We start from the raw sequence: 14,928 nt of genomic DNA, 5'->3' as shown, positions 1-14,928 counted from the left end.
CTCCGTACGCAGGCGATCGTAATGGCTGTGTGCGTTGACACATCGCCAGGGATCTTTCCGGACGGGGGTGCCCGGCGCATGATCAGCGCATGGCGTTACAGGCCCGGGCGAGGCGAATCGCCGCTGCGTTGGTCATCCTGCCCCTGCTGCTCGGCTGCGGCTGCTGCGAGGGGGCCGGGGTCGCCGCCGACTCGGTCTTCGGCGGGAGCCGGAAGCCGTTCACCGAGCAGGACGTGATCGGCGACTGGTCCAGCGACTGTGACGGCACGATCAGCATCCGCGCCGACGGCACGGCCACCGTCAAGGGCCTGCCGACCAGCGAGGACACCAACGACGTGCGGACCTACGCCGACGGCGAGTTCACCTGGAAGATCGCCGCCGCGGACAAGAACCACGACCAGGAGGTGCAGTTCGTCAGCAAGGTCAAGGGCGGTGGGGAGTTCGAGGCCCACGCGGAGCGGACCTGGGGCGACTTCGAGGATCTCGAGTACTACCTGACCCGGCCGAGCGACCCGATCTACTGCGTGCTGAGCAAGCAGTAGCGTCAGGCGGGCTGGTCGCCGGGCACGTCGGTGATGAAGCCGACCTGCGGCGGCGCCTGGTCGCGGCACACGGCGGGCGAGACCGGCACGGACGTCGTGCCGCCCGCCAGCCCGACGCGGAACGTGCCGGGAGCCCCGGTGCAGGACGTCGCGGTGTACGTGACGCGGGTGCTGTCCGGTGTCCACGCGGGTGCGGTCCCGGTGCGGTCGCTCACCTGGTGCTTGCCCGCGCCGTTGACGCGCATCACCCAGACGGTGTTGTTGTGCACGTACGCGATGCGCTTGCCGTCGGGGGAGAGGCTCGGCTCGGCGTTGACCTCGTCCTCGGTGAGGCGCACCTCGTGGCCGCCGGTGCTGGCGTAGACCACGCCGGCGCGGGCGTAGACGTCGGTGCCGGCGGAGGCCGCGTGCGCGGGGGACGACGCGAGCAGGCTGCCCAGCCCGGCAGCGGCGGCGAGTCCGACGAGCGTGATCGTGGTGCGGTTCATCCGTGGCCTCCTGTGGTGCGTCGCTTCCCTGTGACGCAGTGACCATCGGCGCAACCGCGCTGCACCTGAACGGTTCCCGGCCGAAAACCGGTGTGACGATCAGGGCGTCACACGGAACATCTCCAGTGCCAGGCGGTTCGGGCCCGAGCCGCGGGTGGTGGCGACCCAGTCGTCGCCGAGCCCGGCGAGCCAGCTGCCGAACCGGCCGCGGTCCTCGCCGGAGCGCGCCGCGTACACCCGCACGAACGGCTTCTCGCCGACCGCGCCCTGCACGGCGACGAGCCCCGCGGTGAGCGCGCAGTCCCAGCTCGCCGACAGCCCCGACAGGCCGCTGTCCGGTGCCTTCCAGCGCACCGCTCCGGTCTGGAAGTCCAGCAGCCGGAAGCCGCCCTCGTCGGCGGTGTCACGCACCAGCAGCGTCGTGCCGTCGCTCTCCAGCGGCACGCCCCGCTCGTCGGAGCGCCAGACGGTGCGGCCGGTCGCGAGGTCGTACACCTGGACGGCGTCGTCGGCGGTCGCGGCCGCGATCCTCGTGCCGGCGCCGATGAGGACCGCCCCCGCGTGGCGGTCGCCGAACGTCCGCTGGCACTCGCCGCCGCGTTCGCGTCCGCTGTAGACGGCACCGGAGGTCGTCTTTTTCCCGGTGTCGCCACTGTACGAGGTGACGGCGACCGTGCAGTTCCGGTCGCCACCGGGCGGGTCGTGGTCCGTGGTGACGATCAGGTCTCCTGCGGCGAGCGCGAACCAGCCCCGCTCCCGCGGTACGGACGCCGCCGACGCCACACCGGTCGCCGGGTCGAGCAGGGTCAGGCCGCCTTGAGGTGCCCCGGTGAGCAGCAGCCGCGGACCCGCCTGCGGCGCGAACGGCCCCCGCCGCCCGATCGTGTCGGCGCCCACGTTGCCGGTGACCTTCGGCAGCCGCCACAGCTCCCGCCCGTCGCGCATGCCGAGCGCCACCAGCGTGCACACCACCCCACCGGCCGGGCAGTCTCCACTGTAGACAGCGTCGGCGTAGACGACGGACCGCCACAGTGACGGCGGCGTGCCCCAGACCGGTGTCCCGGTCGCGGCATCGAGCACGAACACGCGATGGGTGAGCGCCTCCGCCGGGTCCCCCTGGATGACGACCCGGTCACCGGCGACGACCGCGCCCGTCTGCTCACCCAGCGAGCGCCGCCACACCTGCCGGCCGGTGTCCTTGTCCAGCCCCAGGACCGTCCGCTCGCCGATGACCACGGCGACGTTCCCCACGACCGCCACGTCCTGCGCGCCGGTCTCGACCTGCGCCGTCCACAGCGGACGCGGCCCCGGGTCGGGCGTCTGCCCCTGACCGCAGGCCGCGACCGCCGCCAGGATGATGCCGATCGTGCCCGCGACAACCCACCGCATGCGCCTCACCGTAGCGGCCGGCGCGCCGATCGCCACCCGGTCAGTGGACGCCGGACATCAGGCGGCGGATCGTCGGGGTCAGCGCGGTGAGGAGCGCGCCGAAGAGCAGGGCGGTGGCGCCGAGCGCTCCGAAGTACCAGGTCTCGTGCGCCTCGTCGTAGTAGCGGGCGAGGACCCCGGACATGGCGGTGCCGAGCGCCACGGACAGGAAGAACAGCGCGACGGTCTGGGTGCGGAACGCCACCGGCGCGACCTTCGTGGACAGCGACAGCCCGACCGGCGACAGCAGCAGCTCAGCGATCGTGAACACCAGCAGGATCCCGGCGAGGGCGAGCAGCGGCGCGCTGTTGGGCCCGCCGCCGGCGAGCGGCAGGAACAGCAGGAACGCCAGCCCCATCACGGCGGTGCCCGCGGCGAACTTGGCCGGGGTCGACGGCTGCCGGTCGCCGAGCCGCGTCCAGAGGGCCGCGAACGCGCCGGACAGCACGATGATGAACACCGGGTTGATCGCCTGGACCCACGAGACGGGCATCTCCCACCCGAGGATCGTGCGGTCCAGCCGCCGGTCGGAGTAGATCGTCACGACGGTGAACTGCTGCTGGTAGAGCGACCAGAACACCGCGCTGGCCAGGAACATCGGGATGAACCCGAGCATGCGGCGGCGCTCGACGGCGGTGACGGCGCGGCTGGTGAGGATGACGACGAAGTAGGTGGCCGCGGCGACGGCGCTGACGACCACGACGGCCGTCGCGAGCCGGTCCGCCGGCAGCAGCCCGCTGACCACGACGGCCCCGACCGCGGCCAGCCCCGCGACGGCGACCGCGGCGACGAGCCACCGCCGTGCGGCGGGCAGCGGGTTGGGCACCTCGCGCGCGGTGTCCTTCAGGTCGCGCCGTCCCATGGTGTACTGGATGAGCCCCACCGCCATGCCCGCGGCCGCCAGCCCGAAGCCGTAGTGGAAGCCGACGTTCTCCTGCAGCAGCCCCGTCAGCAGCGGCCCGGCCAGCGCGCCCAGGTTGACGCCCAGGTAGAACAGCGAGAAGCCGGCGTCCCGGCGTGGGTCGTCCGCGGCGTACAGCGACCCCACCAGCGACGTCGCGTTGGCCTTCACCCCGCCCGAGCCGACTGCGATCAGCACCAGGCCCACGCTCACCCCGGCCAGTCCCGGGATCAGGGCGAGGGCGAGGTGCCCGGCCATGACGAGCACGGCGCTGCCGAACAGGACCCGTTCCGGCCCGAACAAGCGGTCCGACGCCCACCCGCCGAGGATGGTGGACAGGTAGACGGCGCCGCCGTACGCGCCGACGATGCTGGTGGCGGTCGCCCGGTCGATGCCGAGCCCGCCGTCGGCCGCCGAGTAGTACAGGTAGATGAGCAGGATGCCCTGCATGCCGTAGAACGAGAACCGCTCCCACAGCTCGACCCCGAACAGGTTCGCGAGCACCCGCGGCTGCCCGAAGAACGTGCGCTCCCTGGTCTCCACCACCGTCATACCGCGTACGCCTACCCGCGCCCACCCCGTCCAACCACCCCCGGCGGGTGAGTATCGACGGCCGTGAAAGCTACGCGGGTTCAGACCCCGAACGGCGGGGCGTAGGCGATCGTGCCGGAGGGGACCTCGACCCCGTCTCGCAGCGCCATCGCCATCAGCGCCTCGTCGGGCACGTCGAACGGGGCGCGGATGCCGAACTGCGAGGCCCGGCCGAACCCGAACCGCGGGTAGTACTCCGCGTGCCCCAGAACAACGACGGTGTGCTCGCCCATGGCGCGCGCCGCGTCGAGCGCCGCCCGGATCGCCGCCGAGCCCGCTCCCTGCCGCTGCACCCGAGGCAGGACCGAGCACGGCGCGAGGGCGAGCGCCGGCTCGCCGCCGATGTGGCACCGGGTCAGCAGCGCATACCCGACCGCTTCGCCGTCCTCGCCGGCCGCGACGACGGACAGGCCGTCGATCCAGGCCGGGTCCGCGCGCAGCGCGTCGACGAGGTCGGCCTCCTCCGCCGTCGGGAACGCGGCCAGGTTGACCGCCCGCACAGCCGGCTCGTCGGCCGCGGTCTCGACCCTGGTCACCCACCTCGTCACGCCCGCCATCCTATCGACGCCCGCCGTGCCGCGACCGGTACTCAGGCGCGGTTGAGTACCGCGACGGATGGCCTGTGCCGTTCGAGCCGCGAAGCTGGACGGCATGGGGAAGCGGCACGCGCTCGCGGTCGGGCAGCTCGCCGGGGTGTGGATGCTGGGCTCGGTCGGCCTGCCCGCCGCAGTCGGGGTCGTGGTCGCCGCCGCGTTCGCCCACAGCACGGCCGGCCTCGCCGGGGGCGGCATCGTGGTCGCCGGCGTCTTCCTGCTTGTGCTCTGGCTGATCGTGAGGGCGACCGCGGCGGCGTCGGTGCTCGGCGGGACGACCGGGCGGCAGGTGTGGTGGGTGCTGCTCGTGCTGGGGTTCGGTGTGGCGCTGTGGGGGTTCGGGTGGGCGCTGACCGACGAGGCCGGGCTCGGCGTGAGCCGCGACGGCACGCTCACCCTGCTGTGCAGCGGCATCCCGTTCGCCCTTGTCGCCGGTGTACTGCTGCGCGGCTGGCCGGCCCGGCTGACCGCGGCCGGGACCCTGGTGGCGCTCGTCGCGGCCGGACTCGTCGCCCTGGCCCGGTCCTCGCCGGCCCTTCCGCCGGCTGCTGAGCTGCCCCACGATCCGCCGTACGTCGTCAGCATCCCCGGCTACCGTCCCACCGACCCCTCGTTCGGCGGGGTTGTCGGCACCCGGACGTTCACGCCCACCGACCCCGCGGCGATCCCGCAGCCGCGCTGGATCACCGTCCTCGCGTACGCACGGCAGTACGCGGTGACCGATCCCAGCCCGTGCGGCGAGACCGCGTACGACTCGAGCCTCCGGATCGCCGAGTGCACCGCCGAGCCGGACGGCTGGGTCTACCGCCGTGGCGTCGCGGAGCACGGTTACCAGGTCACCTCCGGCCAGACGCTCGTCGTGGTGGCCGGCCCGCTCGTCGTGGACCGCCAGGTGCTGCGCGCCGCCGCCGCGACGGTCCACCCGGCGTCCGCGGCGGAGCTGACCGCGCTCAGCTCCGAGGGCGAGGAGGGCATCTTCAGCGCGTCGTCGCCCGGCTACATCCCACGCAAGCAGGGCATCCCGCCCGGCGTCCGGCTCGAACCCGCCGACCCCGCCGCCTCACCGCAGAGCGTCGTGATCGACGTCTTCGCCGACCTGTCGGAGAACACCTGCGGCGCGGCCACCTGCACCGCGGAGCCCGGCGGCCTGCTCTACCGCCGCACCGACGACACGCACGGCTACGTGATCGCGCGCGGCCACGTCTACGTGTACGCCATGGGCGGCCTCAGGGTCGACAAGGCCCTGCTGCGCCAGGCCGTCCTCGACGCCCGCCCCGCGACCGAGGAGGAGCTGCGCCGCTCCCTGCCCCCGCCACCCCCGCAACCCAGGAACGCCATGTCCCGCCTCCGCGACTGGCTCCGCGGCTGACCCCGTCACCGGGAAGCCGACCGCTGTCGTCACGCTGTCGCCGCTCACGGACGCCGGCGCCGGGTCCGCCACTGGTGCACGGCGAGGACCGCGGCGGCCTCGACGGTCCAGGCGGCGAGGACCATGGCGGCGTCGCGGGCGTCGGTGTGCTGATCGACGGTGCTCCGCGCGACCTCGCCGAGCCAGTACGTCGGCAGCGCCTTCGCCACGTCGACCAGCCAGCCCGGGAACAGCGCCAGGGGCACGAGCAGCCCGCCGAGCAGCGCGCCGACGGTGAGCGCCCCGCCGGCGACGACGGGCTGGTCGCGGGCCGCGACGAGCTGGCCGAGCACCAGCCCCAGCAGGGCGAACGGCAGCGTCGCCAGCCAGATCCCGGCGACGATCCGGGTCCACGCGCCCGCGGCCAGGTCGACCTGGTCGACGAACCGGGCGAGCAGGCACACCACCGCGATCGGCGTGGCCGACACCAGCATCGCGGTGAGCGCCTTCGCGGTCAGGTACGCGCCCGGGGTCAGCGGCGTGAGGCTGAGCTGCCGCTGCCAGCCGCCGGCGCGCTCCAGCGCGATCCGCGCGGTCGGCAAGGTCGCGGCGATGTACGCGCCGAGCGCGGCCAGGGTCGGCACCAGGTAGGCGTCGCCGTCGAACGGCACGACCAGCCGGTAGCCGAGGAACAGCAACGCCGGCAGCGCGACGGCCAGCAGCAGGTAGCGGCGGCAGCGCAGGGCCCGCCGGGTCTCCAGCGCGAGATATCCGAGCATGCGGTCCCCTACGCGATCGCGGCGGCCGGCAGCGCGACGACCCGGTCGAAGACGGCATCGGGCAGGGACCGGGCGGTGACCAGGACGGCCGTGCCGCGCCGGCCGAGGACGCGCAGCGACTCGTGGAAGCCCTCGAACGCGGGCGGCTCGTCGAGCACCACGACGTCCGGGCAGCCGGCGAGCGCCAGCGCGTACCGGACCTGCCGCCGCTCGCCGGGGGACAGCGTCCCGCAGCGGCGCCCGGCGAGGGCCCGCACGCCGGCAAGGTCCAGCGCCTCGGTGACAGGCCTGGAGGACCGGTGCAGCGCGGCGATCATCGCGACCGTCTCGTGCACGCCGCAGTCGTCGAGCAGGGTGCCGTGCTGCAGCATCGCGCCGACCCGCCCGGCGCGGACCGCGTCGCGCGGCGCCCGTCCGTGGATGCTCACCTCGCCGGCGTCCGGGCCGGTCAGGCCGAGGACGATCTCGACCAGTGCGGACTTGCCGGCGCCGGGCGGGCCGAGCACCGCGACCAGCGCGCCGGGTGGCACCGACAGGTCGAACCCCGCGACGACGTGCCGCTTGACGAGCCCGCTGATCCGGATGGCGTACACGGCGATCTCCCTCGAATCGAACCGTCCGACCTCGACGATCCGATGCTGCGGGCGCCGCTTATCGGGGCGGCATCGCGCGCTTATCCCGCGTCGAGCTCCGCCAGCCGGGACCGCACCTGCGCCTCCAGCCGGGGTGACCGGACGACCCGCAGCAGCTCCAGCGCCGCCCGCAGCTCGGCCGCGGCGAGCCCGGGGTCGCCGGCCGCCGTCGCCAGCTCGGCGCGCGCCACCAGCACCCGCGCCTCCACGATGCGGTCGCCGGCCTCACGCGCCAGCCGGAGCGCCTCCCGCAGCGCCGCACCGGCGCCGGCGAGGTCGCCCATCCGGACGGCCGCCTGGCCGGTGCCGTGCAGCGCGTACGCCTCGCCGACCCCGTCGCCGAGCGACCGCACGACGGTGAGGGTCTGCGCGAAGACGTACGCCGCGGCCTGCGGCTCCCCGGCCTGCAGGTGCAGCTGGCCGAGCCGGTACAGCACCTGCGCCTCGACCCGGCGGCTGCCGGCGCGGCGGGTGTCGTCGAGGGCCTCCGGCAGGATCGCGCGGGCCGCCTCGACGTCGCCGAGCTCGAGCTTGATGTGGGCGAGGCCGTGCAGCACGTATGCGGCGGCGGCCGGATCCCCGATCCGGCGGAACGTGTCGAGGGCCCGCGTGTAGCGGTCGGTGGCCTCGTCCTGCCGGCCGAAGACCCGGTCGATGAAGGCGACGTGGCCCTCGACCAGCGCCACCCCCTGGTCGTGGCCGACCTGGTCGAACAGCGCACAGGCCGTGTCGAAGGACTCCAGGGCGTCGTCGAAGCGCTGCTCGAACATGAGCAGCGAGCCGATCGAGTACCGCATCGCCGCCTGCCCCCGCACGTCGCCGGCCGCGGTGGCCGCCTCCAGGGCGACCCGGTGCGTCTCGCGCCAGTCGCCGAGGTAGTTGCGGGACTCGAACAGGGTGACCGCGGTCATCGCCAGCCCCCAGCCGTGCTCGACGAGACCGGCCCGGGCCGCGTGCCGGACCGCCGCGACGATGACCGGACGTTCGCGTTCGAACCATTCCAGCGGCGGGCCGGTCCGCACCGGCAGCGGGAACAGCGACGCGGGCGAGCGCACCCGTAGGAAGTCGCCGCCGTACATGGCGATGTGCGCCTCACCGGCGAGGAACAGCAGCGCACCCAGGTAGCGCTCCAGCGCCCCGGTCTCGCCGTCGTCCGGGGTGAGCCGCTCGCGGGCGAAGACCCGGATCAGGTCGTGCAGCCGGTACTGCGTGGCCTCCCCGCGGCTCGACCCGCCGGTCTCGACCAGCCGCGCGTCGGCGAGCTCGTCGAGGAGGTCCTGCGCGTCCGGCAGCGGCATGTCGAGCAGCGCCGCCGCGGTCCACCCGGAGAAGTGCGGGACGTCCGGGACCGTCAGCAGGCGCAGCAGCCGCTGGGCGTCGCGGCCGAGGTGGTCGTACGTGAGGGCGATGCTGGCCCGCACGCCCATCCCGCTGTGCGCGAGCTCGTCGAGGCGGCGGGTCTCGACCGCGAGCCTGCGCAGCAGCTGGTCCACGCTCCAATGTGGACGGGCGGCGAGCCGGGCGCCGGCGATCCGCAGCGCCAGCGGCAGGTGCCCGCACAGCTCGGCGAGCTCGGCCGTCGAGTCCGACTCGGCCTCGATCCGGTCGGCGCCGACGACCCGGGACAGCAGCTGCACCGAGTGGGCGGCGTCGAACACGTCGATGTCCACGTGCACCGCGCCCGGTAGCCCGGCGAGCCGCCCGCGGCTGGTGACCATCACCGCCGACCGCGACGAGCCCGGCACCAGCGGGCGGACCTGGCTTTCGCTGCTGGCGTTGTCGAGCACGACGAGCATCCGCCGGTTGGACAGCAGCGCGCGGTAGCGCTCCGCGCACTCGTCCAGCGTCGTCGGGATCTGCGTGCCGGGCACGCCCAGCGCCCGCAGGAACCGTTCGAGCACCTGCATCGCGCTGACCTGCTCGCTGTGCCGGCCGTGCAGGTCGGCGAAGAGCTGACCGTCGGGGTAGCGGGCGGCGAGCCGGTGCGCGGCGTGCACCGCGAGGGTGGTCTTGCCGACGCCGGGCTTGCCGGGCATCACCACGACCGGCACCGCGAAGCGGGACGCGTCCTGCGCGGCGAGGGTCAGCTGCCGCTCGATCGCGTCGAGCTGGGTGCTGCGGCCGGTGAAGTCGGCGATGTCCGTCGGCAGCAGGTGCGGCGCCGCCGGTGCCGGCGCGACCGCCGCCCGCTCCGGCAGGGCCAGCCGCGGGTCGTCGGTCAGGATCGCGTGCTCGAGCCGGCGCAGTTCCTCTCCGGGCTCCAGGCCCAGCTCGTCGGCGAAGTACCGCCGGGCCGCCCGATACGTCTCGAGGGCCTCTGGAGCGCGCCCTGACCGGTGCAGCGCCAGCATCAGCTGCCCGCGCAGCTTCGTGCGCAGCGGCTGCTCCGCGACCTGGCTCGCGAGCTCGTCGACCAGCTCCCGGTGCCGGCCGAGGCCGAGCTCCAGCTCCACGCACTCCTCGACCGCGGTGTATCTGCGGTCGGTGAGCCGCGCCGCGGCGGACTGGATGAGCCGGCTGTCGATGCCGTCGAACGCGGGGCCGCGCCACAGCGCCGCCGCCGCCCGGTAGCCCGCGACGGCCTCTGTGGCGCGGTTCACGGAGCGCGCCTGCCGCGCCTGGCGCAGCTCCTCCTCGAACCGCCACAGGTCCAGCTCGCCGTCGCCGATGCGCAGCCGGTACCCCTGTGCCTGCGTCACGATCGCGTCAGGGTCACCGTGCGTAGCGAACAGGCGCCGCAGCGCTGACACGCAGATCTGCACCTGCACCCGTGCCGTCGACGGCGGCTCCTCGCCGTAGAGCGCCTCGACGAGCCGCTCGAGCCGCACGGCCTTGTCGGCGTCCAGCAGCAACGCGGCCAGCACCGTGCGCTGCCGCTGGCTGCCGAGGTCGAGGCGCTCCCCGTCGGCAGCCAGGACCTCGAGCGCGCCGAGCGCGAGATACCGCATGCACACTCCCCGATGATCGGGTCAACGGTACCGGAGGGGGCGGCAACCGTCGGTAGCCGCGGGTGCTGACTTCCGGCGGCATCTCGGGTACTGTCCGCGTGGCATTCTGCACCCGCCCCCGCTCGCGGCCGGTTCGCGGCCGGAGTGCGGAATCGCCATCGAGGAGGGCAGGGACCATGACGCAGCACGGGATGCGACCGTTTGACGATCGGCTCGCGAACGGTCACGCGCAGCTGAACAACACCGCGGAGCAGCAGGCGCCCCGCCCCGACATGAACTCCATCAACGCCCAGCACCAGGCGTTGCAGGTGCTGACGATGGCGCAGCGCACCGCCGAGGAGCACCTCGACGGCGCGAAGCGCGAGGCGGAGCAGATCCGCGCCGGCGCCCACGCCGAGGCCGGGCAGATCGTGCAGAAGGCCCAGGCGCGCGCCGACGCGCTGCGCGCCGAGGCCGAGAAGATCATCGCCGACGCGCGGGCGCAGGCCGACAGCATCGCCCAGTCGGCGGAGCAGTTCGCCGCCGAGACGGAGCAGAACGCCTCCGACGTCCTGGCCGAGGCGCAGGACCGCTCGGACAAGATCATCCAGCAGGCCCGCGCCAGCGCCCACGAGATCAAGCAGCGCGCCGAGCAGATCTACGAGGACGTCGTCGGTGGCCTGACCGCCAAGCGGCAGGCCCTGCAGCAGCAGATCGAGGCCCTGGAGCGCTTCGACCACGAGTACCGGTCGCGCCTCACCTCGTTCATGCAGCAGCAGATGCGCGCCCTGTGGGTCAGCCAGCCGCAGGTCGAGGCCGACATCGAGGACGCCGAGGCGGTCGCCGGCGAGCTGGTCGCCGGGCCCCGGCACGAGCAGCAGCCCGAGCCGGAGCCGTCGCGCGACGTGTGACCCGCCGTCACTCCCAACGGGTGCCCGCGGGCACCCGAAGGGTGGTGTTGATGCGGTTGAAGAAGTTCGTGACCGCGACCATCAGCACGAGCGCGCCCAGCTGCCGCTCGTCGTAGTGCTTCGCGGCCTCGGCCCAGATCTCGTCGGTGACCGCGCCCGGCCGGTCGGCCAGCCGGGTCGCGGCCTCGGTGAGCGCGAGCGCGGCCCGTTCGGCGTCGTCGAACGCCGGGTGCTCGTACCAGGCGGCGACGGCGAGCAGCTTGTCGGTGCCGATGCCGGCCTTGGCGCCGCTCACGCCCCCGGCGTCCACGCAGGCGCTGCAGCCGTTGATCTGGCTCGCCCGCAGGTGCACCAGTTCGAGCGTCTGCCGCGGTACGCCTCCCGCGTACACCTGCTTGTACAGGTGCTGGATCGCGGCGGTGATGTCGGGCTGGGTCGCGGTGTTCTGGATTCGTGGTGTCGTCATGCCATTGCGACGTCCGCCGCGGCCGGAAGGTAACGCGTTACCTTTCCGGTCCCGTGGACGTCGTGATGGTGACACCGCATCAAGGGGGAACGCCGTGACCGACGAGTTCGATGCCCACCGTCCGTATCTGCACGCCGTCGCGTACCGCATCCTCGGCAGCCACGCCGACGCGGACGACGCCGTGCAGGAGGCGTGGTTGCGGCTGGCCCGGACCGGGTCCGAAGGCATCGACGACCTGCGCGGCTGGCTCACCACGGTCACCTCGCGGATCTGCCTGGACACGTTGCGGGTCCGTGGCAGGCGCGGCGAGGAGCCGCTGGAGCTACTCGTCGGCTCCCTCTCCGACGACGCGGACCCCTCGCGGGAAGTGCTGCTCGCCGAGTCGGTGGGTCTCGCGCTGTACGTCGTGATGGACGCGCTCACGCCGGCGGAGCGGGTGTCGTTCGTGCTGCACGACGTGTTCGACGTGCCGTTCGACGCGATCGCCGGCGTCCTCGGGCGCAGCACCGCCGCCACGAAGATGCTCGCCAGCCGCGCCCGGTCCCGCGTGCGCCTCGGCCGCCCCTCAGCCGGCGACCAGCCCGGCGACCAGGCCGCCGCGCGGCAGGTCATCGACGCGTTCCTCGCCGCCGCCGGCCGGGGCGACGTCGCCGCGCTCCTGACCGTCCTCGCCCCCGACATCGAGCTGCGCGCGGCCGGCACCCTCATCCGTGGCGCCACCGCCGTCGCCACCCAGGCCACGACGTTCGCCCGCCCCGACGCCGTGGTCCATCCCGCGCTCATCGACGGCGTCCCCGGCGTCCTCGTCACGGTCGGCGGCCGCCCGGTGACGGTCATGGCCTTCACCGTCACCGGCGGCGTCGTCACCAGGATCTCGACGCTGACCGACCCGGCCAGGCTCGCCCAGATCGTCCCCTCCTGGGTCGCCTGACCGCCCGCCGGGCCCGGGGTCCGCTGCTCGTCCGGTCGCTCGTCCGGTCGCTCGTCCGTCGCTTTGTTCGTCGCTTATTCGTCGAACGGGTCCCAGTGGGCGGCGTACCGCAGCAGCGAGCGGGCCAGGTCGGGGTGCGCCGCCGCCCAGCGGGTGTCGAAGACGAACCACTGGTCGAAGCCGAAGAAGCTGTCGATGTGCCGGGCGACCTGCGCGATGTGCGGCTCCAGGCTGACCCGCGTCCCGGCGAGCGGCTCGGCCGCCAGGTCCTTGACCACCCGCTGGTGGATCAGGTCATGCTCCGCCACGGTGTCGATCCCGGCCGGCTCGGGGTCGTAGCCGCCGAGCCGCGCGAACCGCTCCATCGCGGGCCCGATGTCGCCGTCCTGCGGCCCGACGAGGGCGCGCAGCAGCCGCGCGTCGTGCGGCCAGCCCAGCGCCTCCGGATCGGCGGCGTCGCGCAGGTGCCCGGCGAGCTCCGGCAGCGTCAGCCCGGGGAACGCCACCGCGCCCGCCAGGTCAAGGTTCGTCCCGGTGCCGGGGTGCTGCCAGCAGGTGCGGACCGAGTAGACGCAGTCCGGTCCGGCACCCGCGGGCCGCACGGTCTGCACCGGCACGTCGTGGTCGAAGGCCGCGTCCGACGCTCCCGCGGGCAGCGGCCACCCGTCCCACAGCAGGAACGCGACCCGGTCCGGCGCCGCGGCCACGTCCTCGATGAAGTAGTAGGCCAGGTCGACCTCGTCGTCGTCGGTGCGCACCCGCAACGTGTGCTCGTCGAGCCGGATGAAGGTGCCGTCGTCGTCGCCCTCGACCCAGAGGTGCTCGTCGAGCAGACCGCGGAGCTCGTCGATTGTGTCGGGGCGGGGCAGGTGCAGCTCCCGCGCCTCCGCGAAGATGGACTCGAGCCCGTAGACCCCGCCGTCGAGCTCGTCGCCGACCCAGCCGTCCGGGTCCTCCTGGTCCCAGCCGCGCCGGAACCACTCCAGCACCGTCGCGTCCGCGACCCTGATCACCTGCTTGCTGAGCGGCGACTCGTCCCGCCACCGGCGCACGAAGTACACGCCGCAGAGCTTATGTCCTTACCGGGCGTCAGGACGGGCCTGCCCAGTGGCGGGGCGTCGCGTCCGGGACCAACGGTGATGCGCACATGTGGGGGGTTCCTGTCGGTGTGGGGCCTCTGTGGCTGAGTGGACGCGTTGGCCGGTTCAAACGGTTGCGACCTCGATCGTGACGGGGACCACGTTGGTAAGGACGTCGAGGACGGCCGAGCGGGCCCGGGAGTGCTCGACCAGGTCGCGCAGCTGGTCGGCGGGGGCGTCGCCCGTGACGGTGAAGCGGACGGTGATCTGGCCGAAGCCGTTGCGGACGGCCGGGTCGAGGCCGAGGACGCCGTTGAGGTCGAGGTCGCCGGTGACGGTCGAGCGGACCTCGGTGAGGCGGATGCCGCGGGCCGCGGCGGCGGTCGCCAGGCCGGCGGTGAGGCAGGACGCGAGCGCGTGCAGGACGAGCTCCGGTCCGGTCGGGCCGTTGTCGCGGCCGGCGAGGACGGCCGGGTGGTCGGCGTCGAACTGGAACGTGCGCTCGTGCGTGCGCTCCTCGCCGCCGCCGGAGTAGTCGTGGATCGTGCCGCGGTTGTGGGTGCCGCTGATCCACTCGTTGTGGGCCCGGAACTGGAACGCGGCCGCGGCCGGGTTGCCCCGGACCGCGTCGGCGGTGGCGGAGAGGGCGGCGACGTCCACGCCGTTGCGGCTGGAGTCGTCGCGCGTCGAGGCCATGACTGCGCCCGTTACGAGGCGACGGGGCGGCCGAAGGTCACCGCGTCGCGCACGGCGGCCGGGGCCGAGGCGTGCAGCGCCTGGTCCGGGCGGGCGCCGAGCGCGTCGTTGACCGTCGAGAACGCCAGCCGCAGCGCCACGAACACCGTCATCGTGAAGATCTGCGGATCGCTGAAGCCGGCGTCGCGCAGCACCTGGACGTCCGCCTCGGTGGTGCCGTTCGGGTCGCGAGCGACCTTGCGGGCCCAGCCGGCCATCGCCCGCTCCTCGGAGCTCAGGCCGGCGTCGCTGCCGGTGAGCACCCCGGCGGCGGTCTCCGGTTCGCTGAGCCCGGCCAGCTTGCCGCCCCAGGCGAGCGCGCAGTACGAGTCGCCGAACGCCGACGCGCAGGCGGTGACGAGGATGCCGCGCTGCCGCAGGCTGAGCCGGTCGCCGGCGTTCGCGTTCCGGAGCAGCTCGAACAGCCCCGACAGCGTCTCCGGCTGGTACGCCCACAGGCGCGAGTTGTTCATCACGTACCCGAGCTCGGCGACGTCGTCGTCGAACAGGCGCTGCGCCTCGGCGGTCGGCTCGGGGGTCGCGAGAAAGCCTGCGGTGTCCATGCTGCTCCTGTCCG

15 protein-coding genes are annotated in these 14,928 nt (G+C 73.9%); 4 read left to right on the top strand and 11 right to left on the bottom strand.

Annotated features, from left to right (window positions below; genetic code table 11):
• The first annotated feature begins 89 nt into the window (after positions 1-89).
• On the top strand, positions 90-542 hold the full coding sequence (locus ACQEVZ_RS03620; RefSeq protein WP_344505593.1) for a hypothetical protein: 453 nt from the start codon (positions 90-92) through the stop codon (positions 540-542).
• Positions 543-544: 2 nt separating this feature from the next.
• Here the strand turns inward: ACQEVZ_RS03620 and ACQEVZ_RS03615 are convergent, their stop codons facing one another.
• The 4 genes from ACQEVZ_RS03615 to ACQEVZ_RS03600 form a co-directional block, all read right to left on the bottom strand.
• A complete protein-coding gene (locus ACQEVZ_RS03615) occupies positions 545-1,030 on the bottom strand; it encodes a TolB family protein (RefSeq protein WP_433361247.1) in 486 nt (161 codons plus the stop codon).
• A gap of 99 nt (positions 1,031-1,129) precedes the next feature.
• Positions 1,130-2,419, bottom strand: coding sequence for a PQQ-binding-like beta-propeller repeat protein (locus ACQEVZ_RS03610; protein ID WP_433361244.1), 1,290 nt, complete (start codon positions 2,417-2,419; stop codon positions 1,130-1,132).
• A gap of 40 nt (positions 2,420-2,459) precedes the next feature.
• Positions 2,460-3,911, bottom strand: a complete 1,452-nt coding sequence (locus ACQEVZ_RS03605) for a peptide MFS transporter (RefSeq protein ID WP_433361241.1) — start codon at positions 3,909-3,911, stop codon at positions 2,460-2,462.
• 80 nt (positions 3,912-3,991) lie between these two features.
• Positions 3,992-4,498 carry a GNAT family N-acetyltransferase gene (locus ACQEVZ_RS03600; protein ID WP_433361238.1) on the bottom strand — a complete coding sequence of 169 codons (507 nt, stop codon included), beginning with the start codon at positions 4,496-4,498 and terminating at the stop codon, positions 3,992-3,994.
• 103 nt (positions 4,499-4,601) lie between these two features.
• Here ACQEVZ_RS03600 and ACQEVZ_RS03595 point away from each other — a divergent pair, with 103 nt between their 5' ends.
• Positions 4,602-5,912, top strand: a complete 1,311-nt coding sequence (locus tag ACQEVZ_RS03595) for a hypothetical protein (protein ID WP_433361235.1) — start codon at positions 4,602-4,604, stop codon at positions 5,910-5,912.
• A 44-nt stretch (positions 5,913-5,956) separates the two neighbouring features.
• Here ACQEVZ_RS03595 and ACQEVZ_RS03590 read toward each other — a convergent pair whose 3' ends face one another.
• From ACQEVZ_RS03590 to ACQEVZ_RS03580, 3 genes are all read right to left on the bottom strand, one after another.
• Positions 5,957-6,670: an ABC transporter permease gene (locus ACQEVZ_RS03590; protein WP_433361232.1), complete on the bottom strand. Its 714-nt coding sequence runs from the start codon at positions 6,668-6,670 to the stop codon at positions 5,957-5,959.
• Between the two features lie 8 nt (positions 6,671-6,678).
• Positions 6,679-7,263: an ATP-binding cassette domain-containing protein gene (locus tag ACQEVZ_RS03585; RefSeq protein ID WP_354895938.1), complete on the bottom strand. Its 585-nt coding sequence runs from the start codon at positions 7,261-7,263 to the stop codon at positions 6,679-6,681.
• 80 nt (positions 7,264-7,343) lie between these two features.
• On the bottom strand, positions 7,344-10,250 hold the full coding sequence (locus ACQEVZ_RS03580) for an AfsR/SARP family transcriptional regulator (protein WP_433361228.1): 2,907 nt from the start codon (positions 10,248-10,250) through the stop codon (positions 7,344-7,346).
• A 191-nt stretch (positions 10,251-10,441) separates the two neighbouring features.
• Here ACQEVZ_RS03580 and ACQEVZ_RS03575 point away from each other — a divergent pair, with 191 nt between their 5' ends.
• On the top strand, positions 10,442-11,140 hold the full coding sequence (locus tag ACQEVZ_RS03575) for a DivIVA domain-containing protein (protein ID WP_344505575.1): 699 nt from the start codon (positions 10,442-10,444) through the stop codon (positions 11,138-11,140).
• A 7-nt stretch (positions 11,141-11,147) separates the two neighbouring features.
• Here the strand turns inward: ACQEVZ_RS03575 and ACQEVZ_RS03570 are convergent, their stop codons facing one another.
• Positions 11,148-11,606 (bottom strand): carboxymuconolactone decarboxylase family protein, encoded by a 459-nt coding sequence (locus ACQEVZ_RS03570; RefSeq protein WP_344505574.1) that lies wholly within the window; start codon positions 11,604-11,606, stop codon positions 11,148-11,150.
• Between the two features lie 94 nt (positions 11,607-11,700).
• Between ACQEVZ_RS03570 and ACQEVZ_RS03565 the strand changes: the two genes are divergently transcribed.
• Positions 11,701-12,537, top strand: a complete 837-nt coding sequence (locus ACQEVZ_RS03565) for a sigma-70 family RNA polymerase sigma factor (protein WP_344505572.1) — start codon at positions 11,701-11,703, stop codon at positions 12,535-12,537.
• Positions 12,538-12,611: 74 nt separating this feature from the next.
• Here ACQEVZ_RS03565 and ACQEVZ_RS03560 read toward each other — a convergent pair whose 3' ends face one another.
• The 3 genes from ACQEVZ_RS03560 to ACQEVZ_RS03550 form a co-directional block, all read right to left on the bottom strand.
• Entirely contained in the window at positions 12,612-13,598 is a 987-nt protein-coding gene (locus ACQEVZ_RS03560; RefSeq protein ID WP_433361223.1) for a hypothetical protein, read from the bottom strand.
• Between the two features lie 144 nt (positions 13,599-13,742).
• Positions 13,743-14,312 carry an OsmC family protein gene (locus ACQEVZ_RS03555; RefSeq protein WP_344505570.1) on the bottom strand — a complete coding sequence of 190 codons (570 nt, stop codon included), beginning with the start codon at positions 14,310-14,312 and terminating at the stop codon, positions 13,743-13,745.
• A gap of 11 nt (positions 14,313-14,323) precedes the next feature.
• Positions 14,324-14,914 (bottom strand): carboxymuconolactone decarboxylase family protein, encoded by a 591-nt coding sequence (locus ACQEVZ_RS03550; RefSeq protein ID WP_433361220.1) that lies wholly within the window; start codon positions 14,912-14,914, stop codon positions 14,324-14,326.
• Positions 14,915-14,928: the final 14 nt, after the last annotated feature.

The sequence above is a fragment of the Dactylosporangium sp. CA-152071 genome, from assembly GCF_050936335.1.
Classification (GTDB): Bacteria; Actinomycetota; Actinomycetes; order Mycobacteriales; family Micromonosporaceae; genus Dactylosporangium; species Dactylosporangium maewongense.
Note: the sequence above shows the minus strand (reverse complement) of the source record. Positions and strands in the feature narration are given on the sequence as shown.